General features: G+C 60.9%; 21 protein-coding genes and 5 tRNA genes. 11 read left to right on the forward strand and 15 right to left on the reverse strand.

What is annotated here, in order from left to right:
* Positions 1-717: 717 nt before the first annotated feature.
* Positions 718-1,545, reverse strand: coding sequence for a protein-glutamate O-methyltransferase CheR (gene cheR / locus ACF8RA_RS20820; RefSeq protein WP_004575768.1), 828 nt, complete (start codon positions 1,543-1,545; stop codon positions 718-720).
* A gap of 52 nt (positions 1,546-1,597) precedes the next feature.
* Entirely contained in the window at positions 1,598-2,527 is a 930-nt protein-coding gene (locus ACF8RA_RS20825; RefSeq protein ID WP_339535012.1) for a chemotaxis protein CheV, read from the reverse strand.
* Positions 2,528-2,604: 77 nt separating this feature from the next.
* On the opposite strand from ACF8RA_RS20825, the gene flgA reads away from it, so the two are divergent.
* The 4 genes from flgA (at position 2,605) to ACF8RA_RS20845 (ending at position 5,176) form a co-directional block, all read left to right on the forward strand.
* Complete coding sequence (flgA, locus tag ACF8RA_RS20830) at positions 2,605-3,357, forward strand: flagellar basal body P-ring formation chaperone FlgA (protein WP_176685244.1); 753 nt, start codon at positions 2,605-2,607, stop codon at positions 3,355-3,357.
* 164 nt (positions 3,358-3,521) lie between these two features.
* On the forward strand, positions 3,522-3,836 hold the full coding sequence (flgM, locus tag ACF8RA_RS20835; RefSeq protein WP_279934548.1) for a flagellar biosynthesis anti-sigma factor FlgM: 315 nt from the start codon (positions 3,522-3,524) through the stop codon (positions 3,834-3,836).
* Between the two features lie 49 nt (positions 3,837-3,885).
* Positions 3,886-4,353, forward strand: coding sequence for a flagella synthesis protein FlgN (locus ACF8RA_RS20840; RefSeq protein WP_176685242.1), 468 nt, complete (start codon positions 3,886-3,888; stop codon positions 4,351-4,353).
* 79 nt (positions 4,354-4,432) lie between these two features.
* On the forward strand, positions 4,433-5,176 hold the full coding sequence (locus tag ACF8RA_RS20845) for a flagellar brake protein (RefSeq protein WP_392519550.1): 744 nt from the start codon (positions 4,433-4,435) through the stop codon (positions 5,174-5,176).
* 93 nt (positions 5,177-5,269) lie between these two features.
* Here ACF8RA_RS20845 and ACF8RA_RS20850 read toward each other — a convergent pair whose 3' ends face one another.
* From ACF8RA_RS20850 to bkdR, 3 genes are all read right to left on the reverse strand, one after another.
* Positions 5,270-6,610, reverse strand: a complete 1,341-nt coding sequence (locus ACF8RA_RS20850; RefSeq protein WP_064614948.1) for an MFS transporter — start codon at positions 6,608-6,610, stop codon at positions 5,270-5,272.
* Between the two features lie 132 nt (positions 6,611-6,742).
* On the reverse strand, positions 6,743-7,984 hold the full coding sequence (locus ACF8RA_RS20855) for a glutamine synthetase family protein (RefSeq protein WP_392519579.1): 1,242 nt from the start codon (positions 7,982-7,984) through the stop codon (positions 6,743-6,745).
* Between the two features lie 230 nt (positions 7,985-8,214).
* The gene (gene bkdR / locus ACF8RA_RS20860) at positions 8,215-8,700 is read right to left on the reverse strand and encodes a Bkd operon transcriptional regulator BkdR (protein ID WP_003254485.1); all 486 of its coding nucleotides are present in this window, start codon (positions 8,698-8,700) and stop codon (positions 8,215-8,217) included.
* A 198-nt stretch (positions 8,701-8,898) separates the two neighbouring features.
* On the opposite strand from bkdR, the gene ACF8RA_RS20865 reads away from it, so the two are divergent.
* The 4 genes from ACF8RA_RS20865 to lpdA are packed head-to-tail and all read left to right on the forward strand — an operon-like array spanning position 8,899 to position 13,845.
* The gene (locus ACF8RA_RS20865; RefSeq protein ID WP_176685240.1) at positions 8,899-10,131 is read left to right on the forward strand and encodes a 3-methyl-2-oxobutanoate dehydrogenase (2-methylpropanoyl-transferring) subunit alpha; all 1,233 of its coding nucleotides are present in this window, start codon (positions 8,899-8,901) and stop codon (positions 10,129-10,131) included.
* Between the two features lies 1 nt (position 10,132).
* The gene (locus ACF8RA_RS20870) at positions 10,133-11,191 is read left to right on the forward strand and encodes an alpha-ketoacid dehydrogenase subunit beta (protein WP_012051588.1); all 1,059 of its coding nucleotides are present in this window, start codon (positions 10,133-10,135) and stop codon (positions 11,189-11,191) included.
* On the forward strand, positions 11,192-12,463 hold the full coding sequence (locus ACF8RA_RS20875) for a dihydrolipoamide acetyltransferase family protein (RefSeq protein ID WP_176685239.1): 1,272 nt from the start codon (positions 11,192-11,194) through the stop codon (positions 12,461-12,463).
* 2 nt (positions 12,464-12,465) lie between these two features.
* Positions 12,466-13,845 carry a dihydrolipoyl dehydrogenase gene (gene lpdA / locus ACF8RA_RS20880; RefSeq protein WP_392519551.1) on the forward strand — a complete coding sequence of 460 codons (1,380 nt, stop codon included), beginning with the start codon at positions 12,466-12,468 and terminating at the stop codon, positions 13,843-13,845.
* A 111-nt stretch (positions 13,846-13,956) separates the two neighbouring features.
* On the opposite strand, the gene ACF8RA_RS20885 is transcribed toward lpdA, so the two are convergent.
* Positions 13,957-14,955 (reverse strand): diguanylate cyclase, encoded by a 999-nt coding sequence (locus ACF8RA_RS20885; protein WP_176685237.1) that lies wholly within the window; start codon positions 14,953-14,955, stop codon positions 13,957-13,959.
* A gap of 215 nt (positions 14,956-15,170) precedes the next feature.
* Between ACF8RA_RS20885 and ACF8RA_RS20890 the strand changes: the two genes are divergently transcribed.
* Entirely contained in the window at positions 15,171-15,698 is a 528-nt protein-coding gene (locus tag ACF8RA_RS20890; protein WP_392488113.1) for a hypothetical protein, read from the forward strand.
* Positions 15,699-16,010: 312 nt separating this feature from the next.
* Positions 16,011-17,393, forward strand: coding sequence for an amino acid permease (locus ACF8RA_RS20895; RefSeq protein WP_176685236.1), 1,383 nt, complete (start codon positions 16,011-16,013; stop codon positions 17,391-17,393).
* An 82-nt stretch (positions 17,394-17,475) separates the two neighbouring features.
* Here the strand turns inward: ACF8RA_RS20895 and ACF8RA_RS20900 are convergent.
* The 3 genes from ACF8RA_RS20900 to ACF8RA_RS20910 all read right to left on the reverse strand — a co-directional run bounded on the left by ACF8RA_RS20900 (position 17,476) and on the right by ACF8RA_RS20910 (position 18,532).
* Positions 17,476-17,552 (reverse strand) — tRNA-Arg (locus ACF8RA_RS20900).
* Positions 17,553-17,663: 111 nt separating this feature from the next.
* The gene (phnN, locus tag ACF8RA_RS20905) at positions 17,664-18,257 is read right to left on the reverse strand and encodes a phosphonate metabolism protein/1,5-bisphosphokinase (PRPP-forming) PhnN (protein WP_176685235.1); all 594 of its coding nucleotides are present in this window, start codon (positions 18,255-18,257) and stop codon (positions 17,664-17,666) included.
* A gap of 5 nt (positions 18,258-18,262) precedes the next feature.
* On the reverse strand, positions 18,263-18,532 hold the full coding sequence (locus ACF8RA_RS20910; protein ID WP_176685190.1) for a hypothetical protein: 270 nt from the start codon (positions 18,530-18,532) through the stop codon (positions 18,263-18,265).
* Between the two features lie 69 nt (positions 18,533-18,601).
* Between ACF8RA_RS20910 and ACF8RA_RS20915 the strand changes: the two genes are divergently transcribed.
* Entirely contained in the window at positions 18,602-18,928 is a 327-nt protein-coding gene (locus ACF8RA_RS20915) for an Arc family DNA-binding protein (protein WP_003254499.1), read from the forward strand.
* A gap of 107 nt (positions 18,929-19,035) precedes the next feature.
* Here ACF8RA_RS20915 and mgtE read toward each other — a convergent pair whose 3' ends face one another.
* The 6 genes from mgtE to csrA all read right to left on the reverse strand — a co-directional run bounded on the left by mgtE (position 19,036) and on the right by csrA (position 21,705).
* Positions 19,036-20,478 (reverse strand): magnesium transporter, encoded by a 1,443-nt coding sequence (gene mgtE / locus ACF8RA_RS20920; protein WP_176685234.1) that lies wholly within the window; start codon positions 20,476-20,478, stop codon positions 19,036-19,038.
* Between the two features lie 396 nt (positions 20,479-20,874).
* Positions 20,875-20,951, reverse strand: a tRNA-Arg gene (locus ACF8RA_RS20925).
* Positions 20,952-21,023: 72 nt separating this feature from the next.
* Positions 21,024-21,100, reverse strand: a tRNA-Arg gene (locus tag ACF8RA_RS20930).
* Between the two features lie 70 nt (positions 21,101-21,170).
* Positions 21,171-21,247, reverse strand: a tRNA-Arg gene (locus ACF8RA_RS20935).
* A gap of 106 nt (positions 21,248-21,353) precedes the next feature.
* A tRNA-Ser gene (locus tag ACF8RA_RS20940) sits at positions 21,354-21,444 on the reverse strand.
* Positions 21,445-21,516: 72 nt separating this feature from the next.
* Positions 21,517-21,705 (reverse strand): carbon storage regulator CsrA, encoded by a 189-nt coding sequence (csrA, locus tag ACF8RA_RS20945; protein WP_003254503.1) that lies wholly within the window; start codon positions 21,703-21,705, stop codon positions 21,517-21,519.
* Between the last annotated feature and the right edge of the window lie 19 nt (positions 21,706-21,724).

Below are 21,724 nucleotides of genomic sequence, written 5' to 3' on the forward strand. Positions count from 1 at the left end.
GTGGACGACGGGTGGAGATTGGCCAGCAGGGCCGGCCCTTTCGCGGGTGAACCCGCTCCTACACGGCGGGCTGTGTCCAACCTCCGGTGTGTGCCCACCACCAATCTGTGTAGGAGCGGGTTTACCCGCGAATACGGTAGCGGCAGCAACGGTGAACGGCGGGTGGCGATTAGCCAGCAGGGCCGACCCTTTCGCGGGTGAACCCGCTCCTACACGGCGGGCTGTGTCCAACCTCCGGTGTGTGCCCACCACCAATCTGTGTAGGAACGGGTTTACCCGCGAATACGGTAGCGGCCGCAACGGTGAACGGCGGGTGGAGATTGGCCAGCAGGGCCGGCCCTTTCGCGGGTGAACCCGCTCCTACACGGCGGGCTGCGTCCAACCTCCGGTGTGTGTCCACCACCAATCTGTGTAGGAACGGGTTTACCCGCGAATACGGTAGCGGCAGCAACGGTGAACGGCGGGTGGTAAATGGCCAGCAGGCCCGGCCCTTTCGCGGGTGAACCCGCTCCTACACGGCGGGCTGCGTCCAACCTCCGGTGTGTGCCCACCACCAATCTGTGTAGGAGCGGGTTTACCCGCGAATACGGTAGCGGCCGCAACGGTGAACGGCGAGTGGAAATTGGCCACCAGGGCCGGCCTCTTCGCGGGTAAACCCGCTCCTACGAAGACACGGCAAACAAAAAGGCCGGCATCTCTCGATACCGGCCTTTTTGCTTACTTGGCCTGGTAGATGATCCCCGGGCTGCACTGCACCATCTGGTAATGGTCCGGCAAGCCGTTCAGCGCTTCCGAGGCGCCGAGGAACAGGTAACCACCGGGCTTGAGGGTACTGTGAATGCGCAGCAGGATGTCCTTCTTCACCTGCGCCGAGAAATAGATCAGCACATTGCGGCAGAACACGATATCGAACTTGCCCAGACTGGCATAGCTGTCGAGCAGGTTGAACGAGCGGAACTCGACACGGCTGCGAATCGCTGGCTTGACCGCCCAGCGCCCCGGTCCCTTGGGGTCGAAGTAGCGCTGCAAGCGCTCCTGGGACAAGCCGCGGGCAATCGCCAGGCTGTCATATTCGCCAGTCTTGCAGTTGGTCAGCATGGTGCCGGAGAGGTCGGTGGCGACGATCTGCGCCCCCATCTTCAACTGGCCGAGGTTGCTGCGCTCGAACTCATCGATCGCCATCGAGATGGAATACGGCTCCTGCCCCGACGAACAGGCCGCCGACCACATGCGCAGTCGCTGGCCGGGGTTGTTGCGAATGAACTCGGGGATAACCTTGTTCTTCAGCACTTCGAACGGATAGGTGTCGCGAAACCACAGGGTCTCGTTGGTGGTCATGGCATCGACCACCTGCTCGCGCAAGCCGCCGCGCGGCTGGGCCTGAATGCGCTGCACCAGCTCACCCAGGCTCTTGATGCCCTGTTGTTCCATCAGCTTGTTGAGACGGCTGGAAACCAGGTACTGCTTATTCTCGCCCAGCAGGATGCCACAGGCTTTCTCCAGGAAGACCCGGAACTGTTCGAAATCCAAATTACCCGTAGACACTACTGCCGCCTCTTTTCAATCACTGGTGCCGAGGGGCATGCCCCCGGCTGCTTCAATGCGCTGCCTTGATCCGGTCGACCACCCGTTGGGCCAGGTCGTCCGGCTTGAACTTGGCCAGAAAGTCATCGGCGCCGACCTTCTTGACCATTGCCTGGTTGAACACCCCGGAAAGCGAAGTATGCAGGCAGATGTGCAACTTTTGCATGCGCGGATCGCTGCGAATCTCCGCCGTTAGCGTATAGCCGTCCATTTCCGGCATTTCAATGTCCGAGATCATCATCAGGAACTCTTCTTCCGGCTTTTTGCCCTCATCCACCAGCTGACGCAGGTAGTTCAGCGCCTGACGACCATCATTGAGCGCCACCACCTCGACCCCTACGGTCTGCAGGCAACGGCTGACCTGCTTGCGCGCCACCGACGAGTCGTCGACGGTCAGCACCCGCATCAACACCGCCTTGTCCTGCACCTCGGCATCGATCACACCGGCCGATACCGACTCGGACGACGGCGACACTTCGGCCAGCACCTTCTCCACATCGATGATCTCGACCATGCGGCTGTCCACCCGGGTGACCGCAGTCAGATAGTGGTCACGGCCGGTCCCCTTGGGTGGTGGATGAATCTCTTCCCAGTTCATGTTGACGATGCGCTCCACCGAATGCACCAGGAAGCCTTGGGTCTTGGTGTTGTACTCGGTGATGATCACGAAGCTGTTGCGTGTGTCTTCCTGCAGCGGCCGCAACCCGGTGGCCATCGACAAGTCGAGGATCGGGATGGTCGCCCCGCGAATATTGGCAACGCCACGCACCACAGGGTGCGCCTTGGGCAGCAAGGTCAGCGCAGGGCATTGCAGTACTTCCCTGACCTTGAACACATTGATGCCGTAAAGCTGTTCGCCATTGAGGCGGAACAGCAGCAATTCCAGGCGATTCTGCCCCACCAGCTGCGTGCGCTGGTTGACCGAATCCATAACACCCGCCATGCCAGACTCCTTAACGTTTCAGCCTTTCGTTGCAACTCAGGTAGCGAGTCGGCACGGGCTTTGCTTTTTTGAGTGTCATGCACACGAAAACGACATTTTCCCGACGATTGACACGCCTGCTGACTGGCCCGCTGGCCACGCTGTGCCTGCTGATGCCCGGCGTTCGCACGGTAGCGGACGCGTTCACCTTGCCTGAACAGCTTATCGGTGTCACCCAAGGGTTTCTTGAATTCACCGTTGAAGATTACCTGTCCACCACCCAGACTGCCGGCCGCTATGAAATCCAGGTCAACCCGCTGGACCCACGGTTGCGCATGCCATTGTGCAGCCAGCAGCTGGACGCCTCGCTGGAAAGCCCGGCCAAGCCACTGGGCCGGGTGACGGTAAGGATACGCTGCAACGGCGCAGCACCGTGGACGGTATTTGTACCGGCCACCGTGCGACTTTTCCGCGACGTGGTAGTGGTAACCCGCCCGCTCAAGCGCGACAACACGGTCGGCGAAGGTGACGTGGCCCTGCGCGAGCGAGACGTCGGCACCCTGGGCCAGGGCTTTCTGACCGAGCTGGACCAGGCGGTGGGCATGAAGATGCTGCGCCCCACGGTGATCGACCAGGTGCTCACCCCGCAACACCTGGAACAGGCCGAGGTGGTTCGCAAGGGTGACCATGTGGTGATCATTGCCCGCAGTGGCAGCCTGAGCGTGCGCATGCCGGGCGAAGCCCTGAGCAAAGGCGGCCTGAGCGAGCAAATCCGGGTACGCAACCTCAACTCCAAACGCGTGGTCAAGGCCAGGGTTACCGGGCCTGGCCAGGTCGAGGTCAGTATGTAGGCCAACCACCAGATTGCGCTGGCAGTGAGGAACCGCTTTTCCTAAACTGTGTCAGAACACGGGTTCGCGGGCTTGCCGACAGGCGGCAGTGCATTTGTGCCTAAAGTTTATATCGGGTTGGCCGAAAACAAGGCAAGCGTCCAAATACCCAGAGGTTTCTGATCATGGTCATCGACTTCAGTCGTTTGAATAACTCTCCGTCCGTCACGGGCGGCGTGCGCGGCAATACCGCGTCCGGCAGCGCCGAAAAACCGGCAGCCAGCCAGGAAGCGACAAGCGCCACCAGCGCCAGCGGAGAAGCGGTACACCTCAGCCAGGAGGCCCAGCAGTTGCAGAAGATCAGCGACAAGCTGCGCGACGAGCCGGTGGTCAACAGCGCCCGCGTGGCCGAGTTGAAACAGGCAATCGCCGACGGCAGCTACCAGGTCGATGCCAGCCGGGTCGCCAGCAAACTGCTTGATTTCGAAGCCCAGCGCTGACCGTACGGCGCGCTGACTTCACGGACGCTAGAAAAGCCAAGAGTTAGCCATGCACGACACCACCTTGCTGCAACTGATCGAAGATGACATTGCCCCGATGCAGGAACTGCTCGACCTTCTGCACAAGGAAGCAATTGCCCTGCATGGCCGCGACATGCCGCTGCTGGAGCAAATCCTGGCGCGCAAGCAGTCGTTGATCATCTTGCTCGAGCAGCACGGCCAGCGCCGCAGCCAATTGCTCGGCAGCCTGGGCCTGAGTGCCGACCGCACCGGTGTGCAGGCTGTAGCCGCGCAGTCACCCCATGGTGATGTGATGCTGCAGCGGCTCGACATGCTGTCGCAACTGATGGACGACTGCCAGCAGGTCAACCAGACCAATGGCCGGATCATCCAGGTGCAGCAACAGGTCACCAACAACCAGATCCGCATCCTTCAGGGCGGCGATTCGCCCTCACTCTACGACAGCCGTGGCAGCACCTCGCCTCTGGCCAAGCCGCGTGCGCTCAGCCAAGTGTGATTTTTCTATCAAGGCACAGAACATAGTGGCAAAATGCCGTTACTTGCGTGTGTCGCTTTTGCCTGGAGAACGATAAGCTGTGTTCAATGAATCCGATGCCCCGCAGCCACCCAAGGTGTTGAGCACCCCCTTGGAGATTGCGGCCAACTTGCGGCAGCTGCAGGAAAGCCACGACCCCCTGATCATCACCTTCCACGACCGCAGCCAGCGCTTCCAGAGCTATGTGGTGCGTGTGGACCGCGAAAGCAACACCCTGGCGCTGGACGAGATGATCCCCCGTGACGGCGAGAAATTCATCGAGAACGGCGAGCACTTCCGCGTCGAAGGCTTCCACGATGGTGTACGCATCGCCTGGGAATGCGATCACGAGCTGAAAATCAGCGAAGTCGACGGCCACCGCTGCTACAGCGGCGCCCTGCCGCAAGAGATGACCTACCACCAGCGCCGCAACGCCTTCCGCGCCGCGCTGAAGCTATCGCAACTGGTCGACATCATCCTCGACGGGGCTCACCTCAAGGGCAACGGCGCCATGCGAGGCAAGCTGCTGGATATCTCGGCCACCGGCTGCAAACTGCGCTTCGAAGGCAATGTCGAAGACCGCTTGCAACTGGGCCAGGTGTATGAGCGTTTCAAGGCGAGCAACCCGCTGGGCCTGGTGGATACCATGGTCGAGCTGCGTCATCTGCACTATGAAGAGCGCATCAACACTACCTTTGCCGGCGTGCGCTTCCACAACCTGAGCGGGCAGGCTCAACGCAAGATCGAGAGTTTTGTGTACCAGCTGCAGCGTGAGGCGCGGCGGTTCGACAAGGACGATTATTGATCGTCGGTCGGTAAAACAGAAAACGCCACCTGCTGAGGTGGCGTTTTCATTTGTGTTTCTGCTGGGCTGGCCTCTTCGCGGGTAAACCCGCTCCTACACTGACTTGCTGACCTCTTCAGGTTCAGGCGCCTGTTGCTGCGCGCCCTTCTCTTCATCCTCGGTGTCTTCAGCCGCCACCGGCGCCTGCATCACGTCCTGCACGGTCTGCTCATCCACCCGCGGGTCCAGCGCCGCCGACAACGGCGAACCGGCCGCCGGCATCGCCACGTGGCCCAGCGGTGCATCCTGTACCTGATGCAGGCCGGTAACCGCTTTCGGCCGAATGCGCCAGACCAGCACCAGGGCAAAGAATACGAAGAAGGCATACAGCATCTGCGCACCCAATACCTTCATCAGAACCCCTGCCGCCAGCGGGCCGACACATGCACCCACACCGTAGGTCACCAACAGCATCGCCGTCAGCGATACCCGGCGCTCGCTTTCAACGTGGTCATTGGAGAAGGCAACCGCCAGCGGGTACAGGCAGAACTGCAGCAACGAGATCAGGAAGCCGATACCAAACAGCAATTCCAGCGGCACACTGGGCAGTATTGCCAATGGCGCAGCAGCCAGTGCCAGCCCCACCGCCACGCTACGAATCAGCACGGCCCGGTCATAACGGTCAGACAACCAGCCCAGCGGCCACTGCACCAGCAGGCCGGCAAAAATGCAGCTACCCATGAACAGACCGATCTGTTCGGTACTCATGCCCTGGCTTGACGCATATAAAGGCGCCAGACCGTAGAACGAGCCGACAATCAGGCCCGAGCCCAACACCGTACTGAGCGACTGCGGCACACGCTTGATGAAGAACTTCGGCTCCATCGGTGCCGGGCGCAAGGGCGCCGGGTGAATACGCCGGGTCATCGCCACGGGCACCAGGCACAGGGCAAAGCACATCGCCACCAGCATCAGCAACTCAGGGCCGAGCTGCGGGTGCACCACCAGGATCAACTGGCCAAGCACCAGCCCCAGGTACGAGGCAATCATGTAACCGCTGAACACCGCGCCCCGGTGTTTCACATCGGCCTGCTCATTGAGCCAGCTCTCGATGACCATGTATTGGCACATCATCCCCAGGCCGACGATCATGCGCAGCCCGACCCAGGCCGGCAGCCAGCTGGTCAGGCCATGACCGAGCACCGCAGCGCCGACGATACCGGCACAGGTGGCATAGGCGCGTATGTGCCCTACCCGCCCGATCAGCCGGTGGCCAACCTTGCCGCCAACCGCCAGGCCAAAGTAGTTGGCCGCCATCAAAGCACCCACCCACAGGCTGTCGACATGGTCGGCAGCCAGGCGCAGGGCCAGGTAGGTGCTGAGCAGGCCTGAGCCGATCAACATCATCAGCGCGGCGAAATACAACGACTGAAACGGCTTCCATACATTTCGCATACGTCCCGTGGAGCTCCCTGGTCAGGTGGCAGTTTTGGGTGCTAGCAGCATAAATGCAAAAACCGCCTGGCGCAGGCCCCCCGACAGCTATTTGGCTGTGCGGGGGCGTGCCCGGTGCAGGTTGTGTCGCGCTCAGGCCTGTGCCGCCAGCACCCGGCGCTCCCACGGCGTGATCTCGTCGAAGAAATCGCTCAGCTCAAGGGTCTTGCTGGCGATGTAGCCTTCGATGAACTCGCTGCCGAACAGTTCCCGCGCCTGCGTGCTGCGCTCGAGCCTTTCAAGGGCCGCGTGCAGCGTGCACGGCAGGCTCAGGTGCTCGGGCACCTCGAATTCGCCCTGGATGGCCGGCGATGGCTGCAAGCGCTGCTCGATGCCATGCAGCCCGGCGGCCAGGCTGGCAGCAATGGCCAGGTACGGGTTGGCATCGGCGCCAGGCAGGCGGTTTTCCACCCGTCGCGCGACCGGCGCACTGGCCGGAATGCGCAATCCAGCAGCACGATTGTCCTCGGACCAGCATGCATTGTTCGGCGAGGCATAGGGGTGGCACAGACGCTGGTAGGAATTGACGTTGGGCGCTAACAGGGCGGTGAAGTCGGCCATGCACGCCTGCAACCCGCCGATGAAATGGTGGAAGGTGTCTGTCGGCAGGCCTTGTTTGTCACTGAACACGTTACGCCCGCTGCTGGCCTCGACCAGGCTCTGGTGAATATGCATGGAGCTGCCGGGCGTACGCGCCAGCGGCTTGGCCATGCAGACTACCGTCAGCCCGTGCTTGAGCGCCACTTCCTTGAGCAGGTGCTTGAACAGGAAGGTCTGGTCGGCCAGCAGCAGCGGGTCGCCATGCAGCAGGTTGATCTCGAACTGGCTGACACCCATTTCATGCATGAAGGTGTCACGTGGCAGGCCGAGCGCGGCCATGCAGTGATACACCTCCTTGAAGAACGGGCGCAGGCCGTTGTTGGAACTGACACTGAACGCCGAATGGCCCAGCTCGCGGCGGCCATCGCTGCCTACAGGCGGCAGGAACGGTTGCTGCGGGTCGGTGTTGGGGGCAAAGACGAAGAACTCCAGCTCGGTTGCCACTACCGGCGCCAGGCCCAGTGCCGCATAGCGGGCTATCACGGCCTTCAGCTGGCCCCGGGTGGACAGTGCCGAGGGCCGGCCATCCAGCTCGTTGGCATCGCAGATGGCCAAGGCGCGGCCGTCATCGCTCCAGGGCAGGCGGTGGACCTGCCCGGGTTCGGCCACCAGTGCCAGGTCACCGTCGTCACTGCCGTAGAATTTCGCTGGTGGATAACCGCCCATGATGCATTGCAGCAGCACGCCCCGGGCCATCTGCAGACGACGGCCTTCGAGGAAGCCTTCGGCGGTCATCACCTTGCCGCGCGGGACGCCGTTGAGGTCGGGGGTGACGCATTCGATTTCATCGATGCCCTGGAGCTGAGCGGTGCTCATGACGCTTGTCCTTGTTGTTGTAGGCTGACAACAACATAGGCTGCGGGTGTTTAAAATATCAAGCAGCCCATTGGGTGGCTGTGTCGGCCTCTTCGCGGGTGAACCCGCTCCTACAGGTGGATGCGATCCTTGTGCCGGCGCCGCCCCCCCTACTCCCGCAAGGTCATGCCATTGGCCGGCAACGGCAACGCCGTCTTGTAGCGCACCTGCTTCAGGGCAAAGCTCGAACGAATATTGGCTACCCCTGGCAAGCGCGTCAGGTAATCGAGAAACCGCTCCAGCGCCTGGATGCTGGGCAATAGCACTCGCAACAGGTAATCCGGGTCACCCGTCATCAGGTAACACTCCATCACCTCGGGCCTTTCGGCAATTTCTTCCTCGAAGCGATGCAACGACTGCTCCACCTGTTTTTCCAGGCTGACATGGATGAACACGTTCACATCCAGCCCCAGCACCTCCGGCGACAGCAAGGTCACCTGCTGGCGGATCACCCCCAGCTCTTCCATGGCCCGCACCCGGTTGAAACAAGGTGTGGGCGACAGGTTCACCGAGCGTGCCAGCTCGGCATTGGTGATGCGGGCGTTCTCCTGCAGGCTGTTGAGAATGCCGATATCGGTACGATCGAGTTTGCGCATGAGACAAAATCACCGGTTTTTTGTGTTTATGCGGAATGTTTATCTGCCCTGCTCGGTAAAGGCAATCAACTTGAGAGAAAAATTCTCCTGCCGGGCCACTAAGATGTAAGTGACGCTGACTTACCAGTCACAAGCCGGTACTCAGCGGCGGCCGCTTCAGAGCTCACAAAAACAAATACCCGAGCGAGCGTAAAAAGCATGAACGAGTACGCCCCCCTGCGTTTGCATGTGCCCGAGCCCACCGGCCGGCCAGGCTGCCAGACCGATTTTTCCTACCTGCGCCTCAACGATGCAGGTCAGGCCCGTAAACCCGCTATCGATGTCGATGCTGCCGACACTGCCGACCTGTCCTGCAGCCTGGTCCGCGTGCTCGACGAGCAAGGCGACGCGCAAGGCCCGTGGGCCGAGGACATCGACCCGCAGATCCTTCGCCAAGGCATGCGCGCCATGCTCAAGACGCGGATCTTCGACAGCCGCATGGTGGTTGCCCAGCGCCAGAAGAAGATGTCCTTCTACATGCAAAGCCTGGGCGAAGAAGCCATCGGCAGCGGCCAGGCGCTGGCCCTGAACCGCACCGACATGTGCTTCCCGACCTACCGCCAGCAAAGCATCCTGATGGCCCGCGACGTGTCGCTGGTCGAGATGATCTGCCAACTGCTGTCCAACGAGCGCGACCCCCTCAAAGGCCGCCAGTTGCCGATCATGTACTCGGTGCGCGAAGCCGGCTTCTTCACCATCAGCGGCAACCTGGCGACCCAGTTCGTGCAGGCGGTCGGCTGGGCCATGGCCTCGGCGATCAAGGGCGATACCAAGATCGCCTCGGCGTGGATCGGTGACGGCGCTACTGCCGAGTCGGACTTCCACACCGCCCTCACCTTTGCCCACGTGTACCGTGCCCCGGTCATCCTCAACGTGGTCAACAACCAGTGGGCCATTTCCACCTTCCAGGCCATCGCCGGTGGCGAGTCGACCACCTTTGCCGGCCGTGGCGTGGGTTGCGGTATTGCTTCGCTGCGAGTTGACGGCAACGACTTCGTCGCCGTTTACGCCGCCTCGCGCTGGGCTGCCGAACGCGCCCGCCGTGGCCTGGGCCCAAGCCTGATCGAGTGGGTCACCTACCGTGCCGGCCCGCACTCGACGTCGGACGACCCCTCCAAGTACCGCCCTGCCGATGACTGGAGCCACTTCCCGCTGGGTGACCCGATCGCCCGCCTGAAGCAGCACCTGATCAAGATCGGCCACTGGTCCGAGGAAGAACACCAGGCCACCACGGCCGAACTCGAAGCTGCCGTGATTGCCGCGCAGAAAGAAGCCGAGCAGTACGGCACCCTGGCCAACGGGCATATCCCGAGCGCCGCCTCGATGTTCGAGGATGTGTACAAGGAGATGCCCGAACACCTGCGCCGTCAACGCCAGGAACTGGGGGTTTGAGATGAACGACCACAACAACAGCATAAACCCGGAAACCGCCATGGCCACCACTACCATGACCATGATCCAGGCCCTGCGCTCGGCCATGGATGTCATGCTTGAGCGCGACGACAATGTGGTGGTGTACGGCCAGGACGTCGGCTACTTCGGCGGCGTGTTCCGCTGCACCGAAGGCCTGCAGAACAAGTACGGCAAATCGCGCGTGTTCGATGCGCCCATCTCCGAAAGCGGCATTGTCGGTACCGCCGTGGGCATGGGCGCCTATGGCCTGCGCCCGGTGGTGGAAATCCAGTTCGCCGACTATTTCTACCCGGCCTCCGACCAGATCGTCTCCGAGCTGGCCCGCCTGCGTTACCGTTCGGCCGGCGAATTCATCGCCCCGCTGACCCTGCGCATGCCTTGCGGCGGCGGCATCTATGGCGGCCAGACTCACAGCCAGAGCCCGGAAGCGATGTTCACCCAGGTGTGCGGCCTGCGCACCGTCATGCCGTCCAACCCTTATGACGCCAAAGGCCTGTTGATTGCCTCGATCGAATGCGACGACCCGGTAATCTTCCTGGAGCCCAAACGCCTGTACAACGGCCCGTTCGATGGTCACCACGACCGCCCAGTAACGCCGTGGTCCAAGCACCCGCACAGCGCCGTGCCCGACGGCTATTACACCGTACCGCTGGACAAGGCCGCCATTACCCGCCCTGGCAATGACGTGACCGTGCTGACCTACGGCACCACGGTGTACGTGGCCCAGGTGGCCGCCGAAGAAAGCGGCGTCGATGCCGAAGTGATTGACCTGCGCAGCCTATGGCCGCTGGACCTGGACACCATCGTCGAGTCGGTGAAGAAGACCGGCCGTTGCGTGGTGGTGCACGAGGCCACCCGTACCTGCGGCTTCGGTGCCGAACTGGTGTCGCTGGTGCAGGAGCACTGCTTCCACCATCTGGAGGCGCCGATCGAGCGCGTCACCGGCTGGGACACCCCCTACCCTCACGCACAGGAATGGGCTTACTTCCCCGGCCCTTCGCGGGTAGGTGCGGCACTGAAAAAGGTCATGGAGGTCTGAATGGGCACGCACGTCATCAAGATGCCGGACATTGGCGAAGGCATCGCGCAGGTCGAGTTGGTGGAATGGTTCGTCAAGGTCGGCGACATCATCGCCGAGGATCAGGTGGTGGCCGACGTCATGACCGACAAGGCCACCGTGGAAATCCCTTCGCCGGTCAGCGGCACAGTGCTGGCCCTCGGTGGCCAGCCCGGTGAAGTGATGGCGGTCGGTAGCGAACTGATCCGCATCGAAGTGGAAGGCAGCGGCAACCATGTGGATGTGCCTCAGCCAAAGCCGGTAGAGGCCCCGGCTGCCCCGATTGCAGCACAGCCGCAACCGCAGAACGATGTAAAACCCGCCGCGTACCAGGCGCCCGCCAACCATGAAGCTGCGCCCGTCGTGCCGCGCCAGGCGGGCGACAAGCCGCTGGCTTCGCCGGCCGTGCGCAAACGCGCCCTGGATGCCGGCATCGAACTGCGTTATGTGCATGGCAGCGGCCCGGCCGGGCGTATTCTGCACGAAGACCTCGACGCCTTCATGAGCAAGCCGCAAAGCACTGCCGGGCAAACACCTGATGGCTATGCCAAGCGCACGAACAGCGAGCAGGTGCCAGTGATCGGCCTGCGCCGCAAGATCGCCCAGCGCATGCAGGACGCCAAACGCCGTGTCGCACACTTCAGTTATGTCGAGGAAATCGACGTCACCGCCCTGGAAGCCCTGCGCCAGCAACTCAACAGCAAGCATGGCGACAGCCGTGGCAAGTTGACCTTGCTGCCGTTCCTGGTTCGCGCTCTGGTCGTGGCGCTGCGTGACTTCCCGCAGATCAACGCGACCTACGACGACGAAGCGCAGATCATCACCCGCCATGGCGCGGTGCACGTGGGCATTGCCACCCAAGGTGACAATGGCCTTATGGTACCCGTACTGCGCCACGCCGAAGCGGGCAGCCTGTGGGCCAATGCCGGCGAGATTTCACGCCTGGCCAACGCCGCACGTAACAACAAGGCCAGTCGCGAGGAGCTGTCCGGCTCGACCATCACCCTGACCAGCCTTGGCGCCTTGGGCGGCATTGTCAGCACGCCGGTGGTCAACACCCCGGAAGTGGCAATCGTCGGGGTCAACCGCATGGTCGAACGGCCAGTGGTGATCGACGGCCAGATCGTCGTGCGCAAGATGATGAACCTGTCCAGTTCGTTCGACCACCGCGTGGTCGATGGCATGGACGCCGCACTGTTCATCCAGGCCGTACGCGGCCTGCTCGAACAGCCCGCCTGCCTGTTCGTGGAGTGAGCATGCACCAGACTATCCAAACGACCCTGCTGATCATCGGCGGCGGCCCTGGCGGTTATGTGGCTGCCATCCGCGCCGGGCAACTGGGCATTCCTACCGTACTGGTCGAAGGCCAGGCACTGGGCGGCACCTGCCTGAACATCGGCTGCATCCCGTCCAAGGCCCTGATCCATGTGGCCGAGCAGTTCCACCAGACTTCGCGCTTTGCCGGGGCGTCCGAGCTGGGCATCAGCGTAGCCTCGCCGCGCCTGGACATCGGCCAAAGCGTGGCCTGGAAGGACGGTATCGTCGACCGCCTGACCACTGGTGTTGCCGCCTTACTGAAAAAGCACGGGGTCAAGGTAGTACATGGCTGGGCCAAGGTGCTCGACGGCAAGCAGGTCGAGGTCGATGGCCAGCGCATCCAGTGTGAGCACCTGTTGCTGGCTACCGGCTCCAGCAGTGTCGAACTGCCGATGCTGCCGCTGGGTGGCCCGGTGATTTCCTCGACCGAGGCCCTGGCACCGAAAGCACTGCCGCAACACCTGGTGGTGGTCGGCGGTGGCTATATCGGCCTGGAGCTGGGCATTGCCTATCGCAAGCTGGGTACACAGGTGAGTGTGGTGGAAGCGCGTGAGCGCATCCTGCCGACCTACGACAGCGAATTGACCGCCCCGGTGGCCGAGTCGCTGAAAAAACTGGGCATAGCTCTGCACCTGGGCCACAGCGTCGAGGGCTACGAAAATGGCTGCCTGCTGGCCAGCGACGGCAAGGGCGGGCAACTGCGCCTGGAGGCCGACCAGGTACTGGTGGCCGTGGGCCGCCGGCCACGCACCCAAGGCTTCAATCTGGAATGCCTGGACCTGAAGATGAACGGCGCCGCCATTGCCATCGACCAGCACTGCCAAACCAGCATGCGCAACGTCTGGGCCATTGGCGACGTGGCTGGCGAACCGATGCTGGCGCATCGGGCCATGGCCCAGGGCGAAATGGTCGCCGAGATCATCGCCGGCAAGGCACGCCGCTTCGAGCCGACTGCGATTGCCGCCGTGTGCTTCACCGACCCGGAAGTGGTGGTGGTCGGCAAGACCCCGGAACAAGCCAGCCAGCAGGGCCTGGACTGCATCGTCGCGCAATTCCCGTTTGCCGCCAACGGCAGGGCCATGAGTCTCGAATCGAAAAGCGGTTTTGTGCGGGTGGTGGCGCGGCGTGACAACCACTTGATCCTGGGCTGGCAGGCGGTTGGCGTGGCGGTTTCCGAACTGTCCACAGCGTTTGCCCAATCGCTGGAGATGGGCGCGCGCCTGGAAGATGTGGCCGGCACCATTCATGCCCACCCCACGTTGGGTGAAGCGGTACAGGAAGCCGCGCTGCGCGCCTTGGGCCACGCCTTGCATATCTGACACTGAAGCGGCCGAGGCCGATTTGGCCCGCTGCGCCGAGAGGCGCTGCGGGTCTTTCTTCATTCAGGCCATGTAACGTTCCAGAAAACAGCGCCCTCTCCGAGGGGCGCGCTACTCGGCAATTGCGTTCTTGCCTGCCCCCTTGGCCCTGTATAGCGCCTTGTCGGCACGCGCCAGCAGCGCGTGCTGATCCTCCCCTTCCAGCCATTGCACCACGCCATAGCTCATGGTCAGCCGACAATCACCCACCGGCTCCACCTGCTCCAGCACCTGGCGCAAGCGCGCAGCCACCTCCAGCGCCTCCCCCAACGCGGTCTGCGGCAGCACGATGACGAACTCGTCGCCGCCCCAGCGCGCCAGCAGGTCCAGTTCGCGCAAGCAGGTGCGCAGGTTTTCGGCCACCCGCACCAGCGCCGCATCGCCACGGGCGTGACCGTAGCGGTCATTGATCGGTTTGAAATCATCCATGTCCATGGCAATCAGCGACAACGGCTGGCGGAAGCGCTGGGCGCGCTGGCACTCCAGCTGCAATGCGCTCTCCAGCCGGTAACGGTTGGCGACGCGGGTCAACGCATCGCGTTCGGCCAGTTCACGGTTTTCGTCCAGTTGCCGCTGCAACTGCTGGTTCACCCAGGACAACTCGCGAGTGCGTTCGGCCACCTGAAACTCCAGCGACTGGTTCTTCTGTTCCAGTTGAGCCACCAAGCGCTTGCCAGCGTCGATATTGCGATGCGCACCCAGCATGCGCGCCACGGAACCGTCCTCGTTATGCGCGATGATGTAGCCGCTGTCTTCGATCCAGATGTAGCTGCCATCCTGACAACGGCAACGGTATTCAATGCGGTAGCGCTCGTTGCGCTGATTGATATAGGCCTCGAAATGCGCCATTACCCGTGGGTAGTCTTCAGGATGGATCACGCTTTCCCAGGTAAATACCGAGTTGGCCATGGAATGGCTGGCATACCCCAGCATGCTGTACCAGCCCGGATTGCGATAAACGTAGCCGGTATTGGCATTCCAGTCCCAGATGCCATCGCTGATCAAATCGAACAAGGTGTGCAACTGCTGTTCACTGAAGCCGGCAGGTACCGGCCTGGTTTCTTGACTCATGGACACTCTCCCTGATGCCCAGCAACTGCGCTCCGATCAAGGGGCTGCCGACAGTGGTGGTAATTGCCGCAGGCGGCAAGATCATGCCTGACACGGGCAAGCATATGCCCGCTCGCGTGTAACGGAAATAGCGCAAAAGCCCTGATTTCGACCGGCACAGCGCTGGCATGGCTTTTGCGCTGGGTACCTGCCAACGAGATTTCCAAGGAGGAAACATGATAATCGCCCATAACGGCGTGAGCTGGCAGCCCACGCTCCATCAGCCTCGGCACGCCAGCGATGAGCAGGCAGTGGCCCAGATTGCGCCTGTCCGCACGCCAATATCCACCGCCAACACGGCAAGCCAACAGCAGAACGGAGGCAGTACCGCTCAGCAAAACGCTGAGGATGCTCGTGCAGAAGCCTTTGCCAAATTCAAGGTGATGCTGCAAAACCTGGGTTCAGCGACCACCGAGCCGGTCATCGGAGAACCACTGCCGCCCAAGACTGCCCGGCAGGAATTTCATGACTTCATGTCCAAGTCGCCTGGCGAGATGATCAAGGAAAAGCTGCTGCGTGAAATAGGCCTGACCGAAGAAGAGTACGACGCCCTGCCGCCAGAAATGAAAGCAAAAGTCGACGAATTGATTGCCCAGCGCATGAAAGAAGACATCGAGCGCAAGATGGAGGAGAAAGCGCAAGAGCAGGTCGCCAAGGTGGATGGCGGCCAGGATGAAGAGCAACAAGCGGCAAGCCCGGCATGAGGGAGTGGCAGCGCTCGACTGGTATAGCGCCGCGGTTCGTCCAAGGCTCCCCGACCTGACCGGTTTGAAGGCGTCAGGTGGCGTCGATATTCAGGTGGTGCATGGCTTCGTCAACTGCACCGCTATCGGCGCCATCACCGGCCTCAGGAAAAATCGGCAGGATGTTGTGCAGAGAATTCGTTTGAGGTCCTTGGCCTTATTGTCCAGGGTGGCAGGCTGGTAGCTATTTGCCACGCGTGGACGCAGGCGCATGACGATGCCTGCGTTGGGGGACGATGTCGGATCCCTCCAAAAATAAGAGAGGACAAGGAAATGCAATCCAACAGTTTGAAGCAAAGCCTCAAGCAGCGGCATATCACCATGATCGCGCTGGGTGGGGTGATCGGTGCAGGCCTGTTCATGGGCTCGGGCTCACTGATCGCATCGGCAGGGCCCGCGGCCATACTGTCGTATTTCATTGGTGGCCTGGTGGTCACCCTGGTCATGTTCATGCTGGGCGAAATGGCCTGCCGCAACCCGGATGCAGGGTCGTTCTCGACCTACGCCAACACCTACCTCGGCGACTGGGCAGGGTTTGCGGTCGGCTGGCTGTACTGGTTCAAGTCGATGATGACCATCACCCTGGAAGCGGTACTGCTGGGTGCCATCCTGCATGACTTCCTGCCCTGGCTGCCGATCTGGGCAGGCGCCTTCCTGATGCTGGTGACACTCATGGCCAGCAACGCCTACTCGGTACGCTCGTTTGCCGAAGTAGAGTACTGGCTGGCCGCGATGAAGGTCGCCACCATCCTCATCTTCATGCTGCTGGGCGTCTCGATCCTGCTCGGCCTGCACAGTGAGATTCCCGCCCCCGGCCTGGTCAACCTCACCGCCCATGACGGTTTCATGCCCAACGGCCTGTCACCGGTGATGGCCGGCGTTATCGTGGTGATCTTCTCACTGGGCGGCAGCGAAATTGCCGCTGTGGCCGCGGGTGAATCAGAGAACCCCCGACAGAACGTGATCCGCGCAATCAAGAGCGTGATCCTGCGTGTGATGCTGTTCTATGTGGGTTCCGTGTCGATCCTGATCCTTTGCCTGCCCTGGACCGACAAGGCCAACCTGGCCTCGCCCTATGTTTCGCTGTTCAGCCTGGCCGGGTTCGGTGGTGCTGCAGTGGCCATGAAACTGGTGCTGTTCGTCTCGTTCATGTCGGTCATGAACTCGTTCATGTTCTCCAACTCGCGCATGCTGTTCTCGCTGAGCCAGCGCGGTCACGCGCCCAAACTCTTCTCGCGCACCAGTGCCAAGGGCGTACCGATCAATGCACTGCTGCTGAGCCTGTCGATCTGCACGATGATCCTGACCGTGCACTTTGTCAGTGGCGGCGACCTTTTCATGACCTTGGCCAAGAGTACCGGCAGCCTGGTCATGGTCGTATGGATCTTCATCATCATCGCTCACGTGGCCATGCGCAGGAAAACCCGCCACGAAGCGGTCGCCCCAAACGCCTTCCGTGCCTGGCTGTTCCCCTACACCAATATCATTGCGCTGTTCGCCTTGCTGGCAGTCATCGGCACCCAGGCGTTCGACCCAGCATCGCGTTTCCAGTTCTGGTTCACGGTGCTGACGGTACTGCTGGTGGTGGCGGGGTACTTCCTGATGCGCCAGCGGCTGGCATCAAGCGCGGCGTTAGCCCACGGACGTGATGCATGACAGCGCTGGCCGAGCGCAGGTGCTGTCAACAGCAGCACGGCGGCAACAAAGGCGACGGAGACAATGATGGGAATGACGAGAATGGCGTCCCAGGCAGGAATTGAACCTGCAACCTTCCCCTTAGGAGGGGGATGCTCTATCCAATTGAGCTACTGAGACGCTACGACCGGCAGCGAGCGCTGCACAGCGGGATGGCCAGCATGTTAACCAGCATGCTGGCGTTTGTCATGCCTGAACTGGGCTTTTTCGCGTAATCCTTTTCTGCGGCTGCTATCCTCGCGGTAGCACGCCCTGATTGCGCAGCAGCGAAAGGAATGCAGCGACCGCCGCCTCCAGTGTGGAAGAATTATCCAGCACATGTACCGACGGGTCGGCTGCAGCCTGCAAGCGTGCGCTGCGCGCCAGGCGCTGCTCTACTTCTTCTGTGGTTTCACGGCCCCGGGCCAGCAAGCGCTGGCGCAGCACCTCAGGCTTGACCTGGACCAACACGACCAACAAGTCCGGATAGCGCTCACGGGCCTCTGCCAGATAAGCCCGTGAGCCATTCACCAGCACCGCCCTTCCCGCCGCCAACCACTGATCCACCTGCCGGGGTATGCCATAGTCCAGGCCATTGGCCCGCCAGTGCATGGCAAAAGCACCTTGCGCACGCAGGGTATCAAACTGCTCGGGCGTGACCCCTTGGGCGGCTTCGCCTTTGGCTTCGGCCGAACGGGTGATGACCCGGCGGGCAATTTCTACCCCCGAGACGGCCAGTTGCTCACGCAAAGCGTCGATCAGGGAATCTTTCCCGGAACCCGACGGCCCAACCAGAAATATCAACCGGCCTTTCCCTGATCGGCGGTCGCTTGCGTCATGTTGCATAGCCACTATGCTCTATGGAGGGAACCGGCGCATTCTAGGGTTTTTCCGGGCATTTTTCTGCGTTTTACCAATTGTTGACGGCAAAAGACTGACGGCCAGGCTAGCCAGAGCATGTGAAACTTTTCAAACCAGTGCTCATTTCTGATAATTGGTACTGGCATAAAGCCTTTATCCGGCTCACTATTTGTCACATAATTGACGCCAAGCAAACGGCGACCTTGAGGCAAGATGAGCATCCATTTTTCACTGGCGGTTGAACATTTTGTCGTCGCCACGGTCGTACTTCCATCCCGTGCGGCCAATTTGAGAACCGCTTCCCCTGAACTAAACTCCGGTCAATTTATATGCGCCCAATGAAACAGGCTATTTATTCGAGCCGCACCGCTGACAAGTTCGTCGTCCGCCTGCCAGACGGAATGCGTGAGCGCATTGCCGAGGTAGCGCGCAACCACCACCGCAGCATGAACTCCGAGATTATCGCACGCCTGGAACAGAGCCTTATCCAGGAAGGTGCGCTGGGTGACGAGCTGAGCATGCGCCTGGACAGCCCCGAACTGTCCCTGCATGAGCGCGAGTTGCTGCAGCGTTTCCGCCAACTGTCCCACCGCCAGCAGAACGCTCTGGTCGCCCTCATCGCTCACGATGTGGAAATGGCCGCAGACGCCTCCTGAGGCCTGCACCAAACACAAAAAAGCCAGCGTAAGCTGGCTTTTTTGTGGGCGACTGACTGGCAGCAAACACATGTCCCTGCGGGATTGTTCCCACAGGGAGGATCGGCTTACAACAGGAACACCGTGGCCAGCCCAAGGAAGATGAAGAAACCACCGCTGTCGGTCACAGCAGTGATCATCACGCTCGCCCCCATCGCAGGGTCTCGCCCCAAACGGGCCAATGTCATCGGGATCAGCACGCCCATCAGCGCCGCCAGTAACAGGTTCAAGGTCATCGCTGCGGTCATCACCACCCCCAGCGACCAACTGCCATACAGCCAGAAAGCCACCGCACCGATCACTCCACCCCAAACCAGGCCGTTGATCAGCGACACCGCCAACTCCTTGCGCATCAAGCGACTGGTATTGCCTGGCGACACTTGGTCCAGGGCCATGGCGCGGACGATCATGGTGATAGTCTGGTTACCAGAGTTGCCACCAATACCCGCCACGATCGGCATCAACGCAGCCAACGCCACCAGCTTTTCAATCGAGCCTTCGAACAACCCGATCACTCGCGAAGCAACAAAGGCGGTAATCAGGTTGATGGCCAGCCACGCCCAACGGTTGCGTAACGAACGCCAGACCGAGGCGAAAATATCCTCCTCTTCACGCAGACCCGCCATGTTGAGGACTTCGCTCTCGCTCTCCTCACGGATCAGGTCGACCATTTCGTCGATGGTCAGACGGCCGATCAGGCGTTCGCTCTTGTCCACCACCGGGGCGGATACCAGGTCATAACGCTCGAAAGCCTGCGCTGCATCGTAGGCATCTTCCTCGGGCTGGAAGGAGACAGGGTCGGTCGCCATGACCTCCGCCACCTTCTTTTCCGGGTCGTTGACCAGCAGGCGCTTGATCGGCAATACCCCTTTGAGGATGCCGTCGTAATCGACCACGAACAATTTGTCGGTGTGGTTCGGCAGTTCTTTCAGGCGGCGCAGGTAGCGCAGAACCACTTCCAGGCTGACGTCTTCGCGGATGGTGACCATCTCGAAGTCCATCAACGCACCGACCTGCTCCTCGTCGTAGCTCAGCGCCGAACGTACCCGTTCGCGTTGCTGGGCATCGAGCGTTTCCATCAGCTCATGAACAACGTCACGCGGCAGCTCTGGGGCGAGGTCGGCCAGCTCGTCGGCGTCCATCTCCTTGGCGGCAGCCAGCAGCTCGTGATCGTCCATGTCGGCGATCAGCGATTGGCGAACCGAATCGGAAACTTCCAGCAGGATGTCGCCATCGCGCTCCGAGCGCACCAGCTGCCAGACCGTCAGGCGATCTTCCAGGGGCAAGGCTTCGAGGATGTAGGCGATGTCGGCGGGGTGCAGGTCATCGAGCTTGCGCTGCAGCTCGACGAGGTTCTGGCGGTGGACCAGGTTTTCCACCAGGTCGTTGTGCGCGCCTTCCTGGCGATGGGTCAGGTCTTCGACCATGCGCTGGCGCTGCAGCAGTTCGACCACCTGGGCCAGGCGATCCTGCAGGCTTTCTTGCGCTTTTTTAACTTCTACTTCGGTCATAGGCGAACTCCACTCCCAGCAGCGGAGCACGCCGAGGGAATCAATCGGTCAGATCTTTCTGTATGAATCTTGTTAGCGAGTAACTACTGGGTAAGTCCATGGTGGTTTTCCACAAGCCCCGGCGGGGCTGACGGGCGCAATCATACACTGCTAAAGCTGTCAGATCGCTTAAATTTTTGGCCAGAACAATCGTTTGCGTGATAAAGCTGGGACAACGCTCGAAGCTATCAGTGCGACGGTTGTTATGGATGGGAAAGCACATTCGATTTTTGAGGCCGCGCAGCGGCTCCAAACTACACCGCAATCATTACAGAAGAGCGTAGATCGACATGATCAAGAATTCATTGGCGCACAAACAAAAAGCCCGCTCTATTGAGCGGGCTTTTTGAGGGGGTGTGGCGGACTCAGGAGGATTCGAACCTCCGACCGCTCGGTTCGTAGCCGAGTACTCTATCCAGCTGAGCTATGAGTCCGTGGTGGTAGTTTTAGACCAGGTTACCACTGGTTGACTGAAGTAGCTTTGCAAGCATAACCACTTCAAAAAGTGGCGGACTCAGCAGGATTCGAACCTGCGACCGCTCGGTTCGTAGCCGAGTACTCTATCCAGCTGAGCTATGAGTCCGCATTGGTATTTTTAGACCAGATTACCACTGGTTGTTTGAAGCAGCTTCTAAGCAAAGCCACTTCAAAAGTGGCGGACTCAGGAGGATTCGAACCTCCGACCGCTCGGTTCGTAGCCGAGTACTCTATCCAGCTGAGCTATGAGTCCGTGTCTTGCCGCGCATTATAGGTCGCTGAAACATTTTTGCAAGAACTTTTTCGTTTAAAATCAACTACTTAGCGTTCTTACCGCTTACAGCGCCCTAAGCGAATAATGGCGGTGAAGGGGGGATTCGAACCCCCGATACCCTTATGAGGTATACTCCCTTAGCAGGGGAGCGCCTTCGGCCACTCGGCCACCTCACCGCAACACGAGGCGAATATTAAAGAACCTCTTTCACCTTTGCAACCCTTTTTTTGAAAAAAACTTCAAAAAAATTAAAGGCTTGGCTCTTCATCCTTCTCCTTCTTGATCCGCAGGTAGATTTCCTCGCGGTGAACTGCCACTTCTTTCGGGGCGCTCACGCCAATACGCACCTGGTTGCCTTTGACGCCAAGCACCGTCACGGTGATCTCGCCGTCTCCAATGATCAGGCTCTCGGCGCACCGACGAGTCAGAATCAACATAGCTTTCTCCTTACGCAAA

Source organism: Pseudomonas sp. FYR_5 (genome assembly GCF_043106315.1).
Lineage (GTDB): Bacteria > Pseudomonadota > Gammaproteobacteria > Pseudomonadales > Pseudomonadaceae > Aquipseudomonas > Aquipseudomonas putida_Y.

What these genes read in the sequence shown, in the direction of transcription:
- ACF8RA_RS20870 (WP_012051588.1), top strand. Translation starts at nt 10,133, where the DNA reads ATGAACGACCACAACAACAGCATAAACCCGGAAACCGCCATGGCCACC.
- ACF8RA_RS20865 (WP_176685240.1), top strand. Translation starts at nt 8,899, where the DNA reads ATGAACGAGTACGCCCCCCTGCGTTTGCATGTGCCCGAGCCCACCGGC.
- mgtE (WP_176685234.1), bottom strand. Translation starts at nt 20,478, where the DNA reads ATGACCGAAGTAGAAGTTAAAAAAGCGCAAGAAAGCCTGCAGGATCGC.
- lpdA (WP_392519551.1), top strand. Translation starts at nt 12,466, where the DNA reads ATGCACCAGACTATCCAAACGACCCTGCTGATCATCGGCGGCGGCCCT.
- flgA (WP_176685244.1), top strand. Translation starts at nt 2,605, where the DNA reads ATGCACACGAAAACGACATTTTCCCGACGATTGACACGCCTGCTGACT.
- flgM (WP_279934548.1), top strand. Translation starts at nt 3,522, where the DNA reads ATGGTCATCGACTTCAGTCGTTTGAATAACTCTCCGTCCGTCACGGGC.
- ACF8RA_RS20890 (WP_392488113.1), top strand. Translation starts at nt 15,171, where the DNA reads ATGATAATCGCCCATAACGGCGTGAGCTGGCAGCCCACGCTCCATCAG.
- ACF8RA_RS20885 (WP_176685237.1), bottom strand. Translation starts at nt 14,955, where the DNA reads ATGAGTCAAGAAACCAGGCCGGTACCTGCCGGCTTCAGTGAACAGCAG.
- ACF8RA_RS20850 (WP_064614948.1), bottom strand. Translation starts at nt 6,610, where the DNA reads ATGCGAAATGTATGGAAGCCGTTTCAGTCGTTGTATTTCGCCGCGCTG.
- ACF8RA_RS20915 (WP_003254499.1), top strand. Translation starts at nt 18,602, where the DNA reads ATGCGCCCAATGAAACAGGCTATTTATTCGAGCCGCACCGCTGACAAG.
- phnN (WP_176685235.1), bottom strand. Translation starts at nt 18,257, where the DNA reads ATGCAACATGACGCAAGCGACCGCCGATCAGGGAAAGGCCGGTTGATA.
- ACF8RA_RS20840 (WP_176685242.1), top strand. Translation starts at nt 3,886, where the DNA reads ATGCACGACACCACCTTGCTGCAACTGATCGAAGATGACATTGCCCCG.
- ACF8RA_RS20895 (WP_176685236.1), top strand. Translation starts at nt 16,011, where the DNA reads ATGCAATCCAACAGTTTGAAGCAAAGCCTCAAGCAGCGGCATATCACC.
- ACF8RA_RS20855 (WP_392519579.1), bottom strand. Translation starts at nt 7,984, where the DNA reads ATGACCGCCGAAGGCTTCCTCGAAGGCCGTCGTCTGCAGATGGCCCGG.
- ACF8RA_RS20875 (WP_176685239.1), top strand. Translation starts at nt 11,192, where the DNA reads ATGGGCACGCACGTCATCAAGATGCCGGACATTGGCGAAGGCATCGCG.
- csrA (WP_003254503.1), bottom strand. Translation starts at nt 21,705, where the DNA reads ATGTTGATTCTGACTCGTCGGTGCGCCGAGAGCCTGATCATTGGAGAC.
- ACF8RA_RS20825 (WP_339535012.1), bottom strand. Translation starts at nt 2,527, where the DNA reads ATGGCGGGTGTTATGGATTCGGTCAACCAGCGCACGCAGCTGGTGGGG.
- bkdR (WP_003254485.1), bottom strand. Translation starts at nt 8,700, where the DNA reads ATGCGCAAACTCGATCGTACCGATATCGGCATTCTCAACAGCCTGCAG.